The following is a 20138-nucleotide window of genomic DNA, read 5'->3' as shown; positions in this document are numbered from 1 at the left end:
TTCAATGTTCTTAGTTGAACATTGCAATCGCTTCAGCTGGGTCTACGTATTCTAGATCAAAGCTTTCAGCAACTTCTTTACAAGTTACTTTACCGTGAATAACGTTTAGACCTTCTAAGAAACCTTTATCTTCTAGAAGCGCTTCGCGGTAGCCTTTGTTCGCTAGCTTAACAATGTAAGGAAGTGTTGCATTGTTTAGTGCAAATGTTGAAGTACGAGCAACCGCACCTGGCATGTTCGCAACACAGTAGTGAACTACGTCATCAACAATGTAAGTTGGGTCCGCGTGAGTTGTTGCGTGAGATGTCTCGAAACAACCGCCTTGGTCGATTGCAACATCTACTACAGCTGCGCCAGGCTTCATCTTAGCGATGTGCTCTTTAGTGACTAGTTTAGGAGCTGCAGCACCAGGGATTAGTACAGCACCGATGACTAGGTCTGCTTCTAGAACATGCTTCTCAATAGCGTCTTCTGTAGAATAAACCACTTTTGCGCGGCCTTGGAATTCTTCATCAAGACGACGTAGTGTGTCTACGTTGCGATCTAGGATTGTAACGTCAGCACGAAGGCCAACAGCCATACGAGCAGCGTTAGCGCCCACAACACCGCCACCAACAACAACAACTTTTGCTGGCTCAACACCAGGAACGCCACCTAATAGAAGGCCACGACCACCGTGAGATTTTTCTAAAGTTTGTGCACCTGCTTGAATAGACATGCGGCCTGCAACTTCAGACATTGGCGCAAGTAGTGGCAAGCGACCCATATTATCTGTTACAGTCTCGTATGCTACACAGACAGCTTTGCTCTTGATTAGCTCTTCAGTTTGTGGAAAATCTGGTGCTAGGTGTAAATAGGTAAATAATATTTGCCCTTCGCGAAGCATAGCTCGCTCGACAGCTTGAGGTTCTTTAACCTTTACAATCATTTCTGCTTTCGCGAAAACGTCAGCAGCAGTAGGAAGAATGGATGCGCCTACAGCGATGTAATCATCGTCTGAAAAACCGATGCCAGAACCGGCTTTGGTTTCTACAAAAACTTGGTGACCTTGTGAGATTAGCTCTCTCACACTTGCTGGGATCATACCGACACGATATTCGTGGTTCTTGATTTCCTTAGGTACGCCAATGATCATCCTGACTCCTTAATTTATTTTGGTTGTATTATCTATGTGTAGGGTAATTCTGTCGAATTAATATCTAGTATAGATACGTTTTTAAAAAATTTGATACTGAATATTAAAAAGTTGTAGTATATTTTTTTGCAAGGAAGTAATAAGGTGGAATAAAAAATGGCAGAGAACTATAAGAAGCCGTCCAAGGAACTAGATCGTATTGACCGCAACATTCTTAATGAGTTGCAAAAAGACGGTCGTATTTCGAACGTTGAGCTTTCAAAACGTGTGGGTCTTTCTCCTACACCGTGTTTGGAACGTGTTCGTCGTTTGGAGCGTCAAGGGTACATTACGGGTTATACAGCACTACTTAACCCGCAGTATCTAGATGCATCTCTACTAGTGTTTGTGGAAATCACTCTGAACCGTGGGGCTCCAGATGTGTTTGAACAATTTAACACTGCAGTACAAAAGCTAGACGATATCCAAGAGTGTCATCTAGTGTCGGGTGATTTCGACTATCTTCTAAAAACGCGTGTATCGGATATGGGTGCTTATCGTAAACTGCTAGGTGATACGCTCTTGCGTCTTCCGGGCGTAAACGACACTCGTACTTACGTGGTGATGGAAGAAGTGAAACAGACCAATCAACTGGTGATTAAAACTCGTTAATCTCCATTTTTTAGTAAAAGAAAGCGGACTTAGTTTCCGCTTTCTTGCTTTCTGGAATTGGGTTTTCCAGTTTGATATGGTTAAATCAACAGTGCCTTAATTGACCGAGCGGCTTTATGCCGCTCGACATGTTTTTACAGATTAGAAATAAAAGTTGGTTTATGTTCAAAGAGAGCAATGACAAAGTGGAAACTGTCATCAAAACGAGTGAAGAGCCTCAGTCTTCTCGTTTGAATGGCGTTCAACGTCTAAAGGAATGCGGCCTGATTCTTGGCGTTCTTTCTTCTATATTACTGGCTGTCGCATTATTGACCTTTAATCCTGCAGATCCGTCTTGGTCTCAAACTTCACGGGGAGTAGAGATTCAGAATGCTGGTGGACATATAGGGGCTTGGCTTGCTGACACATTGTTTTTTACTTTTGGCTCTTTGGCGTACCCAATTCCTGTTCTAGTAACCATTGCTGCTTGGATATTGTTTCGCAAGCGTGACGAAAACGAGCCTCTAGATTTTATGTTGTGGGGAACACGACTACTCGGCCTTACCATTCTTATTCTGACTAGTTGCGGATTAGCCGATATCAACTTTGATGATATTTGGTATTTTTCATCTGGCGGTGTTGTTGGTGATGTTATCACAAGCCTAGCACTGCCAACGTTAAACGTATTGGGCAGTACGCTGGTTCTATTGTTCCTTTGGGGAGCTGGTTTTACATTGCTAACGGGTATCTCGTGGTTGAGCATGGTCGAGTGGCTAGGTGAAACGGCAATTAAGCTCTTCACGCTCCTAATTAATAAAGTGCGTGGAGAAGATAAGGAAGTTCTAGAACCTCAATTGAAAGAAATCGATGAGCCTTTGTCTAACGACATCGAAATTCCGGTCATGCGCCATGATGAAGAACTGAATGTTGAACAAACTTTCGACGAACCGAGTAAGCCTATTAAAGAAGACTTGCCTTCATTTACTGAACCTGAGCCTACAACTCAAGTGCCTAAAGCTCGTCATTACAATATTCATATGCCTCAAGAACATGTTGTTCCTACTGTTGATTCGTCATTTGAACCGGAAGAGCCAACGATAGATCGCTCTAAGCAACTTGGCGCGACGATAGAAGAACTAGAAACGGCTGCGATGTACGAAGATGATTTAGCCGAGCAAGATCAACATAGAGAGTCTGCTGACCTCTATCAAGAGTACTTGCAGTCTGAGCCAACCTTCGCACTTGACGAACAAGAGAATGTTGATGAGGTTGAGGAGCCTGTAGCAGAAGAAGCCCAAGTAGACGCCCATGTGATTATTCCTGAATCTGTAATCGAAGAAGATCTGACTCAGCCTATGATCTCTGATATTGGTCTTGATCAAATAGTGAATGATACCGATTCTGAGCCACTACAAGTCGAGCCTGTTATTTCTTCTATCGATATTGAAGAAGTGGCTGAGCAACCAGAAGAGAACCATGAGGTTGAAGTCGTTTCTGAAGATGAGTCTCAACTCCAAGCCGAAGAAAATTCAGAACAAAAATTAGATTTCCCATGGGAAGAAGTGACCTCTGACGAAATAGAGGCAACAAACCCGGATGAAGATGTCGCAGCATTCCAAAGCATGGTCTCGGAAGCTCAAGCGAATATGGCGGCTACTCAAAATCCGTTCTTAATCCAAAATGAACCAAACTTGCCAAAACCAGCAGAGCCGTTACCGACCTTAGAGTTACTTTTCCACCCAGAAAAGCGAGAAACCTTTATCGACAGGGAAGCCCTGGAAGATATTGCGCGTTTGGTTGAGTCAAAACTGGCCGATTATAAGATTAAGGCCGAGGTTGTCGATATTTTCCCCGGTCCTGTTATCACTCGTTTTGAACTTGATTTAGCGCCTGGCGTAAAAGTAAGTCGTATTTCTGGTCTTTCAATGGACTTAGCTCGTTCATTGTCAGCAATGGCAGTACGCGTCGTTGAAGTGATTCCTGGTAAGCCTTATGTGGGACTTGAGCTACCGAACATGAGCCGTCAAACCGTGTTCTTCTCTGATGTTGTGGGAAGCCCTCAGTTTCAAGAGGCAATATCTCCGACAACAGTAGTGCTAGGGCAAGACATCGCTGGTGAAGCTGTGATTGCTGACCTATCAAAAATGCCACACGTCTTAGTGGCGGGTACGACAGGCTCCGGTAAATCCGTTGGGGTAAACGTAATGATTCTGAGTATGCTTTATAAAGCGTCTCCAGAAGAAGTACGCTTTATCATGATCGACCCTAAAATGCTTGAGCTTTCAGTTTATGAAGGTATCCCTCACTTGTTATCGGAAGTCGTTACCGATATGAAAGATGCGTCTAATGCGCTGCGTTGGTGTGTTGGCGAGATGGAACGACGTTATAAGCTAATGTCTGCTCTAGGGGTTCGTAATATTAAAGGCTACAACGACAAGTTGAAAATGGCAGCGGAAGCTGGGCATCCAATTCATGATCCTCTATGGAAAGAAGGGGACAGCATGGATGCGGAAGCACCGCTTCTTGAAAACTTGCCTTATATCGTCGTCATTGTCGATGAATTTGCCGACCTCATTATGGTGGTAGGTAAAAAAGTGGAAGAGCTGATAGCACGCTTGGCGCAGAAAGCGCGAGCGGCGGGTATTCACTTGATCCTTGCGACGCAACGTCCATCTGTCGATGTTATTACTGGCTTAATTAAAGCAAACATTCCGACACGCGTTGCGTTTACGGTTTCGACCAAAACAGACTCTCGAACTATCCTCGACCAAGGTGGCGCAGAGTCGCTGCTTGGTATGGGTGATATGTTGTACTTACCTCCAGGTTCAAGTCATACCATTCGTGTTCACGGTGCCTTTGCATCGGACGATGATGTTCATGCAGTGGTTAATAACTGGAAAGCGCGAGGCAAGCCTAACTACATTGATGAAATTACTAACGGTGAACAGACTCCAGAAACCTTATTGCCAGGGGAGAAAATGGAAGGCGACGAAGATGTCGACCCTCTCTTTGACCAGGTTGTCGAGCATGTGGTTCACTCACGTCGTGGCTCGGTTTCAGGTGTTCAGCGCCGTTTCAAAATTGGCTATAACCGTGCCGCAAGGATCGTAGAACAATTAGAAGCTCAGGGTATTGTGAGCGCGCCAGGGCACAATGGTAATCGTGAAGTGTTGGCGCCTGCACCACCAAAAGAGTAACGCCTTGGAACTAGTTTCTTTTTGATAAGTCCAAACTTACCTGTGCGGACTTATTTTACTTAGTAGGATTTTTAATGAAGAAGTATTTTGCGCTTTTGTTTATGAGTTTTTCTGTATTCGCGACTCCAAAAGAAGAGCTAAGTAGCCGATTGGCTTTGAATGAAGGTTTTAGCGCTCAGTTCGATCAGATCGTTACCAGCCCTGATGGCGAAGTGGTGATGGAAGGCGAGGGCACAGTAGAAATTGCAAGACCTAGCCTGTTCAGATGGAACAGTACTTTCCCAGACGAGAACTTGCTTGTGTCAGATGGTGAAAGTTTGTGGTACTACAACCCGTTCATTGAACAGGTCAGTATTTACTGGCAGACTCAAGCCGCAGCGCAAACGCCTTTTGTGTTGTTAACCAGAAACCAGCAAAGCGACTGGGATAATTATTCGGTTACTCAAAGCGGAGATAAGTTTGTTCTTTTGCCGATTGCTAAAGATTCGAATCAAGGTCAATTCGAGATATTGATCAACGCTAAAGGCACGATTCAAGGTTTTAATGTCGTAGAACAAGATGGCCAGGTCGGAGAGTTCAAGTTTAAAAATGTAAGCTTAGTGAAACCTGCGGCTGACCGTTTTACATTTAATATCCCAGACGGTGTTGAAGTCGACGATCAAAGAAATTAAGAGAGAATAAGTGAGTAATTACAGCTTAGACTTTTCAGGGGACGAAGATTTTCGTCCCCTTGCTGCTCGTATGAGGCCTGAAACCGTTGAGCAGTACATTGGGCAACAGCATATCTTAGGGCCTGGTAAACCTCTGCGTCGTGCGTTGGAGGCGGGCCATATTCACTCCATGATTTTATGGGGGCCTCCTGGTACCGGGAAAACAACGCTAGCAGAAGTTGCGGCTAATTATGCGAATGCAGAAGTTGAACGTGTCTCTGCGGTCACATCCGGTGTGAAAGACATTCGTATTGCCATTGAAAAAGCCAGAGAAAACAAACAAGCGGGTAGGCGCACGATTTTGTTTGTCGACGAAGTCCATCGCTTTAATAAAAGCCAACAAGATGCATTCTTACCTCATATTGAAGACGGAACGGTAACCTTCATTGGTGCAACGACTGAGAATCCTTCATTTGAATTAAATAATGCACTTTTATCGCGGGCTCGGGTGTACAAGCTTACCTCACTCGATACGAATGATATCTCCGTTGTGATTAAGCAGGCTGTTGAAGATAAAGCTCGTGGGCTCGGTGAAACAACTGCAGAATTTTCCGATAATGTTCTCGATCGATTGGCTGAACTGGTTAACGGTGATGCTAGGATGTCACTCAATTATCTTGAGTTGCTATATGACATGGCAGAAGAAAATGAGCTCGGCCACAAGCAGATTACGCTTAAGCTTCTTGCTGAAGTCGCAGGTGAAAAAGTCGCGCGCTTCGATAACAAAGGCGATATATGGTACGACTTAATTTCTGCGGTTCATAAGTCTATTCGTGGTTCGAACCCGGACGCGGCACTGTATTGGGCTGCGCGAATGATCGCAGCCGGTTGTGACCCTCTGTATATTGCGAGGCGTTTATTAGCGATAGCGTCCGAAGATATCGGCAATGCTGACCCTAGGGCAATGCAAGTTGCTTTATCGGCTTGGGATTGTTTCACTAGAGTTGGTCCGGCAGAAGGTGAGCGTGCCATTGCACAAGCGATTGTTTATTTAGCGAGCGCACCAAAAAGTAATGCAGTGTATACCGCTTGGAAGCAAGCGTTAAGTGATGCACATAATCTTCCTGAGTACGAAGTACCTGTTCATTTGCGTAATGCTCCAACAAGCCTAATGAAAGATATGGGCTACGGACAAGAGTATCGTTATGCTCATGATGAGCCGGGAGCGTATGCTGCAGGCGAGAAATATCTGCCTTCGGAAATGGGGGATACTCAATACTATTTCCCGGCAAAACGAGGCTTAGAGACGAAAATCGGTGAGAAGTTAGATTATCTCGCAGATTTAGACGCAAAAAGCCTACAAAAGCGCTATGAAAACTAGCCTTTTTTGGATATCTTTACTCAATCAATATATTCAGATTAAATTGCCATTATTTGGTTGAATAACAATCAATTTTGGCGGTTTGGTAGCAATTCAGTGGTCAATCTACTGAATATTCAAATAACTAAAGCATAGGATTAGCAATGCTGGATTCTAAATTACTTCGAGCTGAGCTGGATGAAACAGCGGCAAAATTAGCACGTCGAGGCTTCACTCTTGACGTAGAGACAATTCGTGAACTTGAAGAAAAACGTAAGTCCCTTCAGATGAAAACTGAAGAGCTACAAGCGTTACGTAACTCTCGCTCGAAGTCCATTGGTCAAGCGAAAGCAAAAGGCGACCATGAAGAAGCAGAGCGTATCCTTGCTGAAGTTGGTAACCTTGGTTCTGAACTAGATGAAGCAAAAAAAGCATTAACAGAGCTACAAGCTCAGCTTGATGAAGTGACTTTATCTGTACCTAACTTGCCTGATGATTCTGTACCAAACGGTAAGAACGAAGACGAAAACGTAGAAATCTCTCGCTGGGGTGAGCCAAAAACTTACGACTTTGAAGTGAAAGATCACGTTGATCTTGGCGAATTATCTGGCGGCCTAGATTTCGCTAGTGCAGTAAAGATCTCTGGTTCTCGCTTTATCGTAATGAAAGGCAAGTTTGCTCGTCTACACCGCGCAATTGCTCAGTTCATGCTAGATCTTCACACAGACGAGCATGGCTACACAGAAATGTATGTTCCGTACCTAGTGAACCCAGACAGCTTATTCGGTACTGGTCAGCTACCTAAGTTCGGCGAAGACCTATTCCATACTAGCCCGTTAACAGAACAAGTAAGTGACGTTCCTCTTAAGAAACTATCACTTATCCCTACAGCGGAAGTACCAGTAACAAACATGGTGCGCGATACTATCAGCGATGAAGCTGACTTGCCGATCAAGATGACGGCGCACACGCCTTGTTTCCGTTCTGAAGCTGGCTCTTACGGTCGTGATACTCGCGGTCTTATCCGTATGCACCAGTTCGACAAAGTTGAACTGGTACAGATCACTAAGCCAGAAGATTCAATGGCTGCTTTAGAAGAGCTAACAGGCCACGCTGAAAAAGTTCTACAACTTCTAGAGCTTCCTTACCGTAAAGTTGTTCTATGTACAGGTGACATGGGCTTCGGTGCTGCGAAAACTTACGATTTAGAAGTATGGGTTCCAGCTCAAGAAACTTACCGTGAGATCTCGTCTTGTTCAAACATGTGGGATTTCCAAGCTCGTCGTATGCAAGCACGTTTCCGTCGTAAGGGTGAAAAGAAACCGGAACTTGTACACACACTTAACGGTTCTGGTCTTGCTGTTGGTCGTACTATGGTTGCGATTCTTGAGAACAATCAAGAAGCAGACGGCCGTATCGCAATCCCAACTGTACTTCAGAAGTACATGGGCGGCGTAACTCATATCGGTTAATCGCTTCTGACCTTGATTTAAAAACCCAGCTGACTTGCTGGGTTTTTTATGGACTGAACATTTCTATTGTTACGCTAGAGTAATAGTGCTTTGACACTTTGCCAGATTATCTCTAATTACGTCGATTGTATAATGTGCTCTTACCGCGGTAGGTATAGATTTTCTCATTCAGATATTGGGGAGGGATTATGGCCGTAGGATGGGCAGGAGATGACAGTGTTAGTCAGCAAATACAAGATACAATCGCAGATGAAGTTTCCCGCGTTAGAGGGAATATAAAACATGGTGAAAGTGCGTATTATTGCGATGAATGCGGTGACGACATTCCAGAACAAAGGCGCTTAGCGATGAAAGGAGTGCGTTTGTGTATAGAGTGTCAGTCAATGTTTGAGCAGGCTTCAAAAAATCAGAGCCTCTTTAATCGCAGGGCGAGTAAGGATAGTCAGTTGCGATAACTAAGCTCGCCGGAAGTAAAGTGGTTGCTCATCGTTGCAACCACATACCATAAAGGCTGTTTAGCCAATTACTAACTCGTTATTGAAAGCACTCTTTTCGCTGTACTGCTGTATCGATGGCAGCGACCAGTTGCTCGATATGCTGTGACTCACTAATAAAAGGAGGCATCATATAGATGAGCTTTCCGAAAGGTCGAATCCAAACCCCTTGTTCAACAAAGTGACCCTGAATTTCTTCCATATTCACTGGGGTGTGAGTCTCTACTACGCCAATCGCCCCTAACCAACGGACATCTTTCACTTGCTCATGCTGTTTTAAGCCAGGTAGCAACTCTGAAAACAAGCGTTCAATATGTTTAGTTTGAGTTTGCCATTCACCTCGTTCAATCAGCCCCAGGCTTGCCGTGCCAACAGCACATGCTAACGGGTTGCCCATGAAAGTTGGCCCATGCATAAAGCACCCTGCCTCACCACCACATACGGTATCCGCCACGTCTTTGCTTGCGAGTGTCGCTGACAGGGTCATGTATCCACCAGTGAGCGCTTTACCTACACAGAGAATATCAGGTTGTATTTCGGCATGATCACACGCAAATAACTTGCCCGTCCGGCCAAACCCTGTGGCAATTTCGTCAGCAATCAATAGCACATTAAACTCATCACAAAGCGTTCTCACTTGCTTTAGGAACTCTGGATGATAGATACGCATGCCACCGGCACCTTGCACGATTGGCTCTAGGATTACTGCTGCGATCTCTTGATGCTGAGTATTCAGCTTTTCTCGAAAGCTGTCGATATCATTTGGATTCCAAGTGTCCCAAAAGCCAGCTTTGGGTGAATCCGCGAAAATGTGCTCAGGTAGAAAACCCTTATATAGGGTGTGCATGGAATTATCTGGGTCGGTAACGGACATGGCGGCAAATGTATCACCATGATAGCCGTCTCGAAGAGTTAAGAACTTAGAACGAGGTTGCCCTTTAGCATGCCAGTACTGCAGCGCCATCTTTAAGCTTACCTCAACGGCGACCGAGCCAGAATCGGCCAAAAAAACATGCTCTAAATTATTCGGAGCTAACTTCAGTAATGATTTACAGAGATCTATTGCTGGTTGGTGAGTAATCCCGCCGAACATAACGTGAGAGACTTTATCAATCTGGCTGTGCGCCGCTTCATTTAATACAGGGTGATTGTAGCCATGGATAGTCGACCACCACGATGACATACCGTCAATTAGGCGTTTTCCGCCTTCCAATTCGAGATAAACACCGTCTGCATTGGTGACTGGGTAGCAGGTCAGAGGTGTCAGTGTTGAGGTGTAGGGATGCCAGATGTGTTGGCGGTCGAAGGCGAGATCCATAGCAACTTCCATAATAATTGCGATTAAAAAATAACCAGATGTAAACTTTTGATATTCTCAATATGTTGACAGTCTAAAGGTTGTGGGTAGACTATCCAAGCATAAATGTAGGCAAGCCTTTTGTAGCTGCGTCCTATACCTAACAATAAAGATAAGGATCGACACGTGGAAGTTCGTCATGACTGGACAGTAGCAGAAGTAAGAGCACTTCTTGAAAAGCCGTTTATGGATCTAATGTTTGAAGCTCAGCTTGTGCATCGTCAATACCAACAGCACAATCATGTACAAGTAAGTACGCTTCTTTCTATCAAAACAGGCGCGTGCCCAGAAGACTGTAAGTACTGTCCTCAGAGTGCACACTACCGTACAGATGTAGATAAAGAGCGTCTGATGGAAGTAGAGCGCGTATTGGATGCCGCTCAGAAGGCAAAAAATGCCGGTTCGACGCGTTTCTGTATGGGCGCTGCGTGGAAGAATCCAAAAGAACGCGACATGCCGCACCTAACTGAAATGATTAAAGGCGTAAAAGGCATGGGCCTAGAAACCTGTATGACGCTTGGTATGCTGACGCCAGAGCAAGCGGGTGAGCTTTCTGAAGCCGGCTTGGACTACTACAACCACAACTTGGATACGTCTCCAGAGTTCTACGGCAACATTATCACGACTCGTACTTATCAAGATCGTTTAGATACGCTGTCTCACGTGCGTGATGCCGGAATGAAAATTTGTTCTGGTGGTATCATCGGTATGGGTGAAAGCACCAATGACCGAGCGGGCCTGCTTGTAGAACTTGCGAACTTACCAGTACATCCAGAAAGTGTGCCAATTAACATGCTTGTTAAAGTGAAAGGCACGCCGATGGAAAATGTTGATGATGTTGAGTCATTCGACTTCATTAAGCTTATCGCGATTGCACGTATTATGATGCCTAAGTCAGCGGTTCGTTTATCGGCTGGACGCGAAAACATGAATGAGCAGATGCAAGCGATGTGTTTCATGGCGGGCGCCAACTCAATCTTTTATGGCTGTAAGCTGCTGACAACTCCAAACCCAGACGAAGATACAGATATGCAGCTTTTCAAGAAGCTAGGGATCAATAGTCAGCAGGTATCCCAGAAACCTGATGAAATCCAAGAGAACGAATTGTTAGATCAAGTTGTTGAGCGAGTTGCAGCACGCCCAACAAAAGATGACATGTTCTACGATGCCACTGTTTAATCAGCGCATAACAAATGCCCTTGAGCTACGCAAAGCTCAAGGGTTGTCACGTAAAATCACTCCGTTGGTTCACTCTAATCAGTCGATATTGACGGCAGGTGGTTCACCTTACGTTAACTTTTCTAGCAATGATTACCTTGGGCTTGCGAGCGATAAAGCGCTTATTCAAGCGTGGCAAGAAGGGCTAGACATTTATGGCGTAGGAAGTGGAGCTTCACCACTCGTCACTGGGTTTAGTCGTGCACATCAAAACCTTGAATCTCAATTATGTGAGTGGCTAGGCTTTGAGCGTGCGATTTTGTTCAGTTCCGGATTCAGCGCGAATCAAGCTTTAGTTTTCTCCTTACTTGAGCAGTCAGACACCTTGATACAAGACAAGTTGAACCATGCATCTTTGATGGAAGCTGGGATGCTTGCTTCGTCAACTATGAAGCGCTTTAAGCACAATGATGTCTCACACCTTACTCGTTTGTTATCACAGGTTGAGAATGCAATGGTTGTGACTGAAGGCGTTTTTAGCATGGATGGAGATTGCGCTCCATTGGATGAAATTTCGAGACAATGTAAAGCTCACGATGCTTGGTTAGCGGTTGATGACGCGCATGGCATAGGCATTCATGGCGATAAGGGATCGGGTAGCTGTTCAAAAGCGGGGATTCAACCTGATTTGTTAGTGGTGACGTTTGGGAAAGCGTTTGGTTTGTCTGGTGCTGCGATTATGTGTTCGTCAGATGTTGGCGATTATTTAACTCAATTCTCTCGTCATCATGTTTACTCAACAGCGCTTCCTCCATCTCAAGCTCACGCACTTTCTCACGCATGTAGAATGATTCAAGAGCAAGAATGGCGTAGAGAGAAGTTGAACGAATTACAGTCGGATTTCCATGACTCATTACACTGCTTGTCGGGTTACGTCGAAACGAAGACACCGATTAAGCCGTTTTTGTGTGGTGATGCATCTGTTGCTGTTCACATGGCTGAACATTTAAAAACGAGCAAGATTTGGTGCACAGCAATTAGGCCGCCAACGGTTCCAAAAGGGAGTGCAAGGGTCAGATTAACGATTACCGCCAATCACTCTGCAGAACAAATTGGACAGTTGTGTACGGCACTTCATCAAGCTGTTGAATTCAATATAGGTACTCACTGATGTCTCAAAAAGTAGTAGTGGAAAACTATAGCGCTATTGATAAAGCCGCGATTGCAGATGCGTTTGGCAAAGCGGCGCAGTCTTATGATAAGCACGCAGAATTCCAGCGAGATGTTGGTCATCGTCTTTTAGAAAAGCTTTCACACGACCTTACCGGCATGAAAGTGCTAGATCTTGGTTGTGGGACTGGGTATTTCTCTGAGCAACTGGCTCTGCGTGGAGCGATTGTGACTTGCGCGGATTTGTCTGAAGGCATGTTACGACAAGCTGAAATTCGTTGCGGCGCTTTAGTGAAGGAATACCGAAAAGCCGACGCCGAGCAGCTCCCATTTGAAGATGCTGAATTTGATATTGTATTTTCTAGTCTGGCATTGCAGTGGTGTCAGGACTTAGTCTACCCATTGCGTGAAATGAAGCGCGTGACAAAAGTGGAAGGTAGGTTGGCTTTTTCAACTTTGCTTGTTGGTTCTCTGTTCGAACTGGAAAGATCGTGGCGAGAAATTGATTCACATCAACACGTAAACCAATTTATTTCATCCAATCAGGTAAAAATTGCGTTAGCGCAAGCACGGTGTACTGACCATCAACTAGACTTGCCCTCCATTACGGTTTGGTACGACACCGCTTTTGAATTAATGCGCGACCTTAAAGGTATTGGCGCTAACCACGTAAGTGGTCGCTCACAGGGGCTGACAAGTCGTCGTATGCTACGACTCGTCGAAGAAGAATATCGAAAGTTTCAAAACCATCAAGGTTTCTTACCAGCAACATATCAAGTTTGTTTAGGGGTTATTCAATTATGATTGATGCATTATTTATTGCAGGTACGGATACCGAAGTTGGCAAAACAGTAGTTTCAAAGGCTATTCTACAAGCGTTAGCAGCACAGGATTTATCTACAATTGGCTATAAGCCAGTTGCTGCTGGCTGTGACAAAACAGCGGAAGGTTACCGCAACTCAGACGCACTTCACTTACAAGAAGCGGCGACAAAAGACATCGCATATGAAGATGTGAACCCATATGCTTTATTATTGCCGTCTTCTCCACATATTGCCGCTAAGCATGATGACGTGGTGATTGAAGAGTCAGTATTAAGCGAGAAGCTTTCCCAACATAAAGAGTCGTCAGACATTGTATTAGTGGAAGGTGCTGGTGGTTGGCGCGTGCCAATTTCAGACTCCGAATGTTTATCTAAATGGGTTAAACAAGAGCAACTTCCAGTGGTGTTAACGGTTGGGATTAAATTGGGTTGTCTGAGCCATGCACTTCTTACGGCCGAAGCTATCAAAGCGGATGGTCTAAATCTTGTTGGTTGGGTAGCAAACCGAATTAATCCGGGCACAGAGCATTACGCTGACATTATTAAAATGTTGGAAGAGAAGATGGGGGCACCAAAGTTGGGTGAAATCCCTTATGTGCCAAAAGCGAAATCTAAAGATATTGGCCAGTACATTGACGTAGCACCGCTATTGTCATTGTAGACTGATGAGAAAAAAGGAAAAGGGCTGCGATTGCAGCCCTTTTTTTATTTGTCGTTTGTAAGCCCCATCAGCGCTTGTTGCGTTTCGCTGATTTGGGTTTGGATATCCTGTTTCGGTTGGATACCAATTTGCTTTCTAGCTTCTTCTTCTGAGATGCCTAAGTGACAGCAAAGTAAGTCGATAGCCATTTGGAAGTTACCACCTTCAGCCATGTTCATTTCCTTTTGTTGCATGGTTGTGCCATCTAATATCTGAGACATAATCTAGAACGTTTACTGTCTTAGCTCAATACGACTTAAGTCTAAGAAGTATGAAATGGGGATAATATGAACAGTAGAAATCAAATGTTTCAATTTAACACTTAACCTTGTTTTCTAAATCTAAGACTATATGTATAAGAGAGAATACTTGAAGAGCTTGGTTTAAGGATGACCTAAACTCTTTAGATAATAATAAGCTTCCAGTGCGGAGAAATGTAATGAAGCGAGTAATGTTGTTCCTAGCGACAAACTTAGCCGTCGTATTAGTGCTAAGTGTTGTTTTGAATATTGTAAGTGCCATATTTGGAATTCAACTGGGCGGCGGTAGCACGTCTGGTATCTTATTGATGGCTGCTGTATTTGGTTTTGGTGGTTCTTTCATCTCATTGATGATGTCTAAGGGGATGGCAATTCGCTCTGTCGGTGCTGTCGTCATAGAAAACCCACGCAATGAAACTGAGCATTGGTTAATGGAAACGGTAAGTCGTCAAGCGCAGCAAGTGGGCATTGGTATGCCTACCGTAGCGATTTATGACGCTGCAGATATCAACGCGTTTGCAACGGGGGCAAAGCGCGATGATTCACTAGTAGCGGTATCAACTGGGTTACTGCATAACATGACTCGTGATGAGGCAGAAGCGGTATTAGCCCACGAAGTTAGCCATATCGCCAATGGCGATATGATTACCATGACTTTGATGCAAGGTGTCGTGAATACTTTCGTTATTTTCCTTTCTCGTTTTATCGCTAATATTGTGGCGTCTAATGATGAAGAAGAAGGCGGAAGCAGCATGATGGTGTACTTCGGTGTTTCAATTGTGCTGGAATTGGTATTTGGCTTCTTAGCAAGCTTTATTACCATGTGGTACAGCCGTCATCGTGAATTTCATGCCGATGCTGGCGCAGCTCAGTTAGTTGGCAAGGAAAAAATGATTGCAGCGTTGGAAAGACTTAAAATTAGCCACGAGCCTCAATTGGAAGGTTCAATGATGGCATTTGGTATTAATGGTAAGAGCACAATGACAGAGCTGTTGATGAGCCACCCACCATTGGATAAACGCATTAATTCACTGCGTCAGCTATAAAATTAGATTGAATTGAAAGGGCTTGGTTTTTACCAAGCCCTTTTTTTTGATCTATCTCGGCCAGGTTCCGTATAAATGGAAAGTTGTACAATAAAAAACTTGTATAACTTTTTGTTAATGTACTAACTTGTACGTTAAAGGTTTTTGTATAGGTTTGTTGGCGGGTTGTATGAACGTAGAAAAAGTCGGAAAAGTATATCAGCAGCTTGATGCGAAAAATCTTCACTTGATAGAGCAGACTTATCATGAAGACATTGTTTTTGAAGATGCTGTTCATAAGATAGAAGGCATTAGCGATCTATACGAATATTTTGAATCACTGTATGCCAATGTAAAGCGTTGTCATTTTTCTATCTCGGCACATCAACAGGTTGGTGAAGAAGGCTTCATTACTTGGGTGATGGAATTAGAGCACCCTAAGCTCTCAAAAGGAAACACCGTGTATGTGAATGGTGTTAGTCATTTGAAGTTCTCGGACAATAAAGTGATTTATCATCGAGACTATTTCGATTTAGGTGAAATGCTTTACGAAAACCTGCCATTACTTGGTTCTCTAATCAGACTAGTCAAGCAGAAGGTGGGGCAATAATGACTCAAGCTTCTTGCGTGGTAATAACAGGTGCGACATCTGGAATCGGAGAGCGGTTAGCCAAAGATTATGCCGAGTCAGGCTTTCATGTTTACGCCTGCGGTCGGAATCAGGCAAAGCTGGCTGCTCTTTCAAGCTATTCTCGCAATATTTCAACTCTGCAATTTGACCTCACCAAACTAAGCGACGTAAAAGCTGCGTTTGTTGATTTGGATATTCACCCTAACCTTTGGATATTTAATGCGGGGGATTGCGAATACATTGATGACGGTCTGATCGATGCTGCTCTCATTTCGAGAATTATGGAGATTAACGTTTCCGGTTTGGCGAATTGTATCGAAGCGTCTCAACGTTATTACCGTTCGGGCGATCATCTCGTGGTGATGGGTTCAATTGCTAGTGAGGTAGCCCTACCCAGAGCCGAAGCATATGGTGCGTCAAAAGCGGCAGTCAGTTATTTTGCTCGCGCTTTGCATCTTGCACTTAGTCCAAAGGGGATAATGGTCACAACGGTTTACCCTGGTTTTGTAGCTACTCCTTTAACGGATAAGAATACTTTTACTATGCCAATGCTTATTAGCGTAGAGGAAGCTTCCAAAGCCATCATTCGCGGCATTAGTAACAAGCGTCCTCATATCTATTTCCCAGCTAGGTTTACTTCAATACTAAGACTCATCGGCATACTGCCTTATGCATTACAAGCAAAGTTGGTCGGAAAGTTAGTCGCCTAACTCAAAAAAGGAAAAACCAATGAAAATAGCAATAATTGGCAGCGGAATTTCAGGTTTAACTTGTGGGCACTATTTGCATGCTAAGCATGATGTGACCATTTTTGAATCGAACGACTATATTGGTGGCCATACTGCGACAATAGATATTGAGCATGATGGAGAAAACCACGCTATTGATACAGGCTTTATTGTTTATAACGACAGGACTTACCCTAATTTCATTGAAATGTTGGAACGTGTAGGTGTAAAAGGAAAGCCGACACAAATGAGTTTTAGCGTTCGGAATGACGTTACAGGTCTAGAATACAATGGGCATACAGTGACTACTTTGTTTGCTCAGAAGCGTAATTGGCTTAACCCTAAGTTCTACCATTTTATTTGGGAGATCTTGCGGTTTAATAAACTGGCGAAGCGTTATGTTGACAGTGTTAAAGGGTGCGATTTAACACTTGGAGACTTTCTAAACGAACAAGACTTTAGCGACTATTTTAGCGAAAATTATATCTTACCGATGGGGGCGGCAATTTGGTCTTCGACGTTAGCCGATATGCGCGCCTTTCCTCTGTACTTCTTCTTACGATTTTTCTTGAATCATGGTCTTCTTGATATAACGAACCGTCCACAATGGTATGTGGTGGAAGGAGGTTCTCGAGCTTACATTGATCCTCTTACTGATGGATTCAAAGAGCGTATCTTGCTCAATTGTCCGGTCACTTCTGTCAAAAGAGACATTACCGGAGTCAGTATTCTAGCTAACGACCAATCTTACCGATTTGATCAGGTGATCTTTGCGTGTCATAGCGACCAAGCATTGAAAATGCTCGATGAACCTACACGAGAGGAATTTTCTATCTTAGGTAATATGGCATATCAATCTAATGAAGTTATTCTTCACACAGACACATCTTTATTACCTAAAGCACCTTCTGCTTGGGCATCTTGGAACTATTTAATTGAAGGAAAAGAAAACCAACAATTCGCTTCACCATCGCTCACTTATAATATGAATATTCTGCAACATATTGAAAGCAAACATACATTTTGTGTTTCGCTTAATAGCTCAGAGCATATTCTACAAGACAAAATTATACGTACATTTGATTACTATCACCCTGTGTTCAACACTGCCGCTATTCAAGCTCAGGCGAGGAAACCGGAAATAAACGGCAAAAATAATACTTGGTTTTGTGGCGCTTATTGGAGAAATGGTTTCCATGAAGATGGAGTGAAAAGTGCGTTAGATGTTGTTGAGGGAATCTCCCAACACGTAGAAGTGATGGCTAGGCAAGAGGCTGCATCATGAGTGAGCTAAACAGCCGTTTGATGGTAGGTTGGGTGCAGCACCGACGCTTTTCCCCTGTCCACCACAAGCTAAATTATCCATTGTTTATGGCGAGTATTGATTTAGATGAGCTAGAACAATTGGAACAAAAAGTGTGGGGATTTGGTTTCAAGTGGTGGCACTGGGCGCGTTTTCATCGAGCCGACTATCTCGGAGAGGGATGCTTGAAAACGGCACTACAAAATAAAGTGCATGAACTAACAGGTACACGTCTCACCGGGAAAGTGACAGCAGTTTGCCATCTGAGGTACTTAGGCATTTATTTCAGCCCAGTCAATTTCTATTATTTGTACGACGAATCAGAAGAGTGGAAATACTTACTTGCTGAGGTGAGTAATACTCCATGGAATGAAAGGCATTACTACGCTGTCCCATCTCATCCAGGCATAAATAATAAGGCTTGGACACACGAAAAGGCGTTTCATGTTTCTCCTTTCAACCCTATATCCCAACAGTATGTATGGCGACTCAAGCCTCTTGAACAGAGACTTTTTGTTCATCTAGCGTGTCATCGGCAGAAAAAAGAGTTTGATGCGTCTTTATCTATGAAAGCTCAGCAATTTAGTTCAAAAAATTTGCTTAAACTTCTGATCAAAACTCCATTGATGGCCGTAAAAGTAACCGTAGGTATTTATTGGCATGCATTGAAACTTTGGATTAAAGGCGCTCCCTTTTACTCACATCCGAAATCAAACAAAACGTCATTAGACTCCTCAATGCATAACGAAGAGCACTAGAACAAAATGGATAATAATAACCATAAAGGAAAATCAACATGTTAAATACATCATTAATTGAATTGCCTAAGCTACTAACCACAACCCAACGGGCTGCACGTACTATCGCATTTAAATGTTTGTATCAATTGCAGGTTGGAAGCCTAACAATTATTGAATCTTTTCCGACTGTCTCTGAGCGTAATCATGAGAGATTTGGCTCGTCGAAAGGTGAAGGGCCAAGTGCGACCATTGAAGTAAAACATCCAGACTTTTATAAGCGCTTACTTAAAGGCGGCAGCATTGCGGCAGGAGAAGCTTATATGGATGGCTGGTGGGAAAGCCCGGACTTAACTGCATTGATGCATCTAATGGCGCTTAACCTTTCTGCATTGGATGGAATCGAATCCAATGGAAGCTTTATTAATAAGTGTTCGAATAAAGTAAAACATTTCTTGAACAGAAATACAGTCAAACAGTCGGCCGAAAATATTCATGCGCATTACGATCTTGGTAACGACTTATATACCAGTTTTCTCGACGAAAACATGTTGTATTCATCTGCGATCTTTCAGTCACAAGACGAAACGTTAGAACAAGCTCAACTAAACAAGATGGACAGGCTCTGTAAACAGCTTTGCCTCACCAACACTGACCATGTTATTGAAATCGGTACAGGGTGGGGCGCGATGGCTATTTATATGGCTAAGCAATACGGGTGCAAGGTCACGACGACGACGATATCGGATGAACAATATGACTATACGGCTAAGCGAATTAAGCAAGAAGGCTTGGGCAAGCAAATTACCTTACTGAAGCAGGACTATCGCTTATTAGAAGGAGAGTTCGATAAGTTAGTGTCCATTGAAATGATTGAAGCGGTCGGTAAAGCATTTTTACCTTCGTATATACAAAAATGCCAATCTCTATTGAAGAAAAATGGGTTGATGGCAATTCAAGCGATTACTATCGCGGACCAGCGTTACGACTCTTACAGCAATAATGTCGATTTCATTCAAAAGTATATCTTCCCAGGTGGCTTTTTGCCTTCGATAACCTCATTAACCCAAGCAACGACGCAGCATAGCGATTTAGTCATGAGGGATTTGTTTGATATCGGAGTCGACTACGCTAAAACGCTTAATGTGTGGCATCAGCGATTCAATAGAGCTGAAAGTCGAGTGAGAGAACTTGGCTATGATGACCGTTTTATTCGGATGTGGAGATACTACTTCAGCTATTGCGAGGGTGGCTTTTTGGCGAAAAGTATCAGTACCGTACATGCGACTTTTCAAAGACCATAGGCAA

19 protein-coding genes are annotated in these 20138 nt (G+C 43.7%); 16 read left to right on the top strand and 3 right to left on the bottom strand.

All coding sequences use genetic code 11. The features are described from left to right. Positions 1 to 10: 10 nt before the first annotated feature. Entirely contained in the window at positions 11 to 1135 is a 1125-nt protein-coding gene (gene ald / locus ACHUFI_RS05490) for an alanine dehydrogenase (RefSeq protein WP_394247343.1), read from the bottom strand. Positions 1136 to 1291: 156 nt separating this feature from the next. Between ald and lrp the strand changes: the two genes are divergently transcribed. From lrp to ACHUFI_RS05455, 6 genes are all read left to right on the top strand, one after another. Beyond that, positions 1292 to 1786 (top strand): leucine-responsive transcriptional regulator Lrp, encoded by a 495-nt coding sequence (gene lrp / locus ACHUFI_RS05485; protein ID WP_137355864.1) that lies wholly within the window; start codon positions 1292 to 1294, stop codon positions 1784 to 1786. 161 nt (positions 1787 to 1947) lie between these two features. Continuing rightward, a complete protein-coding gene (locus ACHUFI_RS22470; RefSeq protein ID WP_463596583.1) occupies positions 1948 to 4962 on the top strand; it encodes a DNA translocase FtsK in 3015 nt (1004 codons plus the stop codon). A gap of 74 nt (positions 4963 to 5036) precedes the next feature. Then, complete coding sequence (gene lolA, locus ACHUFI_RS05470) at positions 5037 to 5633, top strand: outer membrane lipoprotein periplasmic chaperone LolA (protein ID WP_394247342.1); 597 nt, start codon at positions 5037 to 5039, stop codon at positions 5631 to 5633. Positions 5634 to 5643: 10 nt separating this feature from the next. Further along, positions 5644 to 6993 carry a replication-associated recombination protein A gene (locus tag ACHUFI_RS05465; protein ID WP_394247341.1) on the top strand — a complete coding sequence of 450 codons (1350 nt, stop codon included), beginning with the start codon at positions 5644 to 5646 and terminating at the stop codon, positions 6991 to 6993. A 143-nt stretch (positions 6994 to 7136) separates the two neighbouring features. Then, the gene (gene serS / locus ACHUFI_RS05460) at positions 7137 to 8444 is read left to right on the top strand and encodes a serine--tRNA ligase (RefSeq protein ID WP_394247340.1); all 1308 of its coding nucleotides are present in this window, start codon (positions 7137 to 7139) and stop codon (positions 8442 to 8444) included. A 188-nt stretch (positions 8445 to 8632) separates the two neighbouring features. After that, entirely contained in the window at positions 8633 to 8899 is a 267-nt protein-coding gene (locus ACHUFI_RS05455; protein ID WP_394247339.1) for a DksA/TraR family C4-type zinc finger protein, read from the top strand. 79 nt (positions 8900 to 8978) lie between these two features. Here the strand turns inward: ACHUFI_RS05455 and bioA are convergent, their stop codons facing one another. Continuing rightward, positions 8979 to 10256 (bottom strand): adenosylmethionine--8-amino-7-oxononanoate transaminase, encoded by a 1278-nt coding sequence (bioA, locus tag ACHUFI_RS05450; RefSeq protein WP_394247338.1) that lies wholly within the window; start codon positions 10254 to 10256, stop codon positions 8979 to 8981. Positions 10257 to 10421: 165 nt separating this feature from the next. Here bioA and bioB point away from each other — a divergent pair, with 165 nt between their 5' ends. From bioB to bioD, 4 genes are read left to right on the top strand one after another with little or no spacing between them, the layout of a single operon-like run. After that, the gene (gene bioB, locus ACHUFI_RS05445) at positions 10422 to 11474 is read left to right on the top strand and encodes a biotin synthase BioB (RefSeq protein WP_394247337.1); all 1053 of its coding nucleotides are present in this window, start codon (positions 10422 to 10424) and stop codon (positions 11472 to 11474) included. Beyond that, positions 11461 to 12624 carry an 8-amino-7-oxononanoate synthase gene (gene bioF / locus ACHUFI_RS05440; protein WP_394247336.1) on the top strand — a complete coding sequence of 388 codons (1164 nt, stop codon included), beginning with the start codon at positions 11461 to 11463 and terminating at the stop codon, positions 12622 to 12624. The genes bioB and bioF overlap by 14 nt, the downstream gene beginning before the upstream one ends. Beyond that, complete coding sequence (gene bioC / locus ACHUFI_RS05435) at positions 12624 to 13427, top strand: malonyl-ACP O-methyltransferase BioC (RefSeq protein WP_394247335.1); 804 nt, start codon at positions 12624 to 12626, stop codon at positions 13425 to 13427. Before bioF ends, bioC begins: the two co-directional genes overlap by 1 nt. Then, positions 13424 to 14107 (top strand): dethiobiotin synthase, encoded by a 684-nt coding sequence (bioD, locus tag ACHUFI_RS05430; protein WP_394247334.1) that lies wholly within the window; start codon positions 13424 to 13426, stop codon positions 14105 to 14107. The genes bioC and bioD overlap by 4 nt, the downstream gene beginning before the upstream one ends. A 44-nt stretch (positions 14108 to 14151) precedes the next feature. Here the strand turns inward: bioD and ACHUFI_RS05425 are convergent, their stop codons facing one another. After that, entirely contained in the window at positions 14152 to 14367 is a 216-nt protein-coding gene (locus ACHUFI_RS05425) for a hypothetical protein (protein WP_394247547.1), read from the bottom strand. A 218-nt stretch (positions 14368 to 14585) separates the two neighbouring features. Between ACHUFI_RS05425 and htpX the strand changes: the two genes are divergently transcribed. The 6 genes from htpX to ACHUFI_RS05395 all read left to right on the top strand — a co-directional run bounded on the left by htpX (position 14586) and on the right by ACHUFI_RS05395 (position 20134). Continuing rightward, the gene (htpX, locus tag ACHUFI_RS05420) at positions 14586 to 15452 is read left to right on the top strand and encodes a protease HtpX (protein ID WP_394247333.1); all 867 of its coding nucleotides are present in this window, start codon (positions 14586 to 14588) and stop codon (positions 15450 to 15452) included. Positions 15453 to 15621: 169 nt separating this feature from the next. Continuing rightward, the gene (locus ACHUFI_RS05415) at positions 15622 to 16041 is read left to right on the top strand and encodes a nuclear transport factor 2 family protein (protein WP_394247332.1); all 420 of its coding nucleotides are present in this window, start codon (positions 15622 to 15624) and stop codon (positions 16039 to 16041) included. Beyond that, the gene (locus ACHUFI_RS05410; protein WP_394247331.1) at positions 16041 to 16772 is read left to right on the top strand and encodes an SDR family NAD(P)-dependent oxidoreductase; all 732 of its coding nucleotides are present in this window, start codon (positions 16041 to 16043) and stop codon (positions 16770 to 16772) included. The genes ACHUFI_RS05415 and ACHUFI_RS05410 overlap by 1 nt, the downstream gene beginning before the upstream one ends. 19 nt (positions 16773 to 16791) lie before the next feature. Further along, positions 16792 to 18075 (top strand): NAD(P)/FAD-dependent oxidoreductase, encoded by a 1284-nt coding sequence (locus ACHUFI_RS05405; protein WP_394247330.1) that lies wholly within the window; start codon positions 16792 to 16794, stop codon positions 18073 to 18075. Then, entirely contained in the window at positions 18069 to 18851 is a 783-nt protein-coding gene (locus ACHUFI_RS05400) for a DUF1365 domain-containing protein (RefSeq protein WP_394247540.1), read from the top strand. Before ACHUFI_RS05405 ends, ACHUFI_RS05400 begins: the two co-directional genes overlap by 7 nt. Before the next feature lie 38 nt (positions 18852 to 18889). Further along, on the top strand, positions 18890 to 20134 hold the full coding sequence (locus tag ACHUFI_RS05395; RefSeq protein WP_394247329.1) for a class I SAM-dependent methyltransferase: 1245 nt from the start codon (positions 18890 to 18892) through the stop codon (positions 20132 to 20134). Positions 20135 to 20138 lie beyond the last annotated feature (4 nt).

The organism is Vibrio profundi (assembly GCF_043642225.1).
Lineage (GTDB): Bacteria > Pseudomonadota > Gammaproteobacteria > Enterobacterales > Vibrionaceae > Vibrio > Vibrio profundi_A.
The sequence above is the reverse complement of the archived record's forward strand: the minus strand, read 5'-3'. Positions and strand labels throughout refer to the sequence as shown.